At 52.7% G+C, this 1,164-nt stretch carries 1 protein-coding gene; it reads right to left on the reverse strand.

All coding sequences use genetic code 11. The features are described from left to right. Positions 1 to 125: 125 nt before the first annotated feature. On the reverse strand, positions 126 to 1,097 hold the full coding sequence (locus ADIMK_RS20560; protein WP_036192264.1) for an IS5 family transposase: 972 nt from the start codon (positions 1,095 to 1,097) through the stop codon (positions 126 to 128). Between the last annotated feature and the right edge of the window lie 67 nt (positions 1,098 to 1,164).

Below are 1,164 nucleotides of genomic sequence, written 5' to 3' on the forward strand. Positions count from 1 at the left end.
GGAACATGTGATTAAGTCCGCGATACCGGGCTGATCCTCTATTCTTATCTGAGCAGCCCCTTCAGGAGCGCGGATTTACCTGTCTTAGATTGGTCAGAACTGCCCTTTAAGGCAGTCCAGACGGATTAACCCTGTGCTCTCAACATCTGATCCACACGGACAACGTTGGCCAGCGCAAATAGCATCGCCAGCTTGCCGTCGTTTTTCTTCAGGCCGCGATAACGTGCTTTTACAAAGCCAAACTGACACTTGATGATCCGGAAGGGATGCTCCACTTTTGCCCGTACACTGGCCTTCAGATATTCGGTACGGATTCTGACTTTGTTGATGCGGGGATGCTTTTTCAGAGCTTGGAGCGTCCCCGGTCTTTCTGCGATGTGCCAATCAGCTCGAACATGCTTCAACTCATCCCGTTTTTCCGCGCCACGGTATCCCGCGTCCGCGAAGATGAAGGCCTCATCACCATGCAGTACATAACCGGCCTGATTAAGATCGTGCTCATGAGCCGCTGTCGTCGTGAAACTGTGAGTGACTCCGGTTCGCGCATCAACACCGATATGCGCCTTCATTCCAAAGTGCCATTCATTCCCTTTCTTGGTCTGATGCATTTCTGGATCACGCTCACCGGCTTTGTTTTTGGTCGAACTCGGAGCCTCAATAATGGTGGCATCAATCAGCGAGCCTTCTTTGAGCAGGACGCCGGCTTCCGACAGCCACTGGTTCACCTCTTCAAAAATCTGGCGAGCTAAACCGTTCTGTTCCAGCAGGTGCCGAAACTTCAGAATAGTGGAGTGATCAGGTATCGCCTTGTCCAGTGACAGGCCCGCAAAGAGTCGCATAGATGCAATCTCGTACAGTGCATCTTCCATGGCGGGATCACTCAGGTTGTACCACTGCTGCATACAGTGAATCCGAAGCATCGTGGACAACGGGTACGGTCGGCGACCGTTGCCTGCCTTGGGGTAATGAGGTTCGATAACCGCTTCGAGACGGGCCCATGGGATCAGCTTATCCATCCGCCCAAGAAACTTCTCTTTCCGGGTCTGGCGACGCTTGTTGCTGAACTCGCTATCAGCGAATGTGAGCTGCTGATCCATCCGAACATCCTCAATGTGTTTGTGCCGGGGATTGTCTCATGCGGGGGACTTGTTCACATGTTCCCTA

The organism is Marinobacterium lacunae (assembly GCF_000705555.1).
In the GTDB taxonomy this organism is placed as follows: domain Bacteria; phylum Pseudomonadota; class Gammaproteobacteria; order Pseudomonadales; family Balneatricaceae; genus Marinobacterium_D; species Marinobacterium_D lacunae.

Bases quoted from the DNA above. Each gene is read 5' to 3' on its own strand.
- ADIMK_RS20560 (WP_036192264.1), bottom strand. From the start codon at position 1,097: ATGGATCAGCAGCTCACATTCGCTGATAGCGAGTTCAGCAACAAGCGT.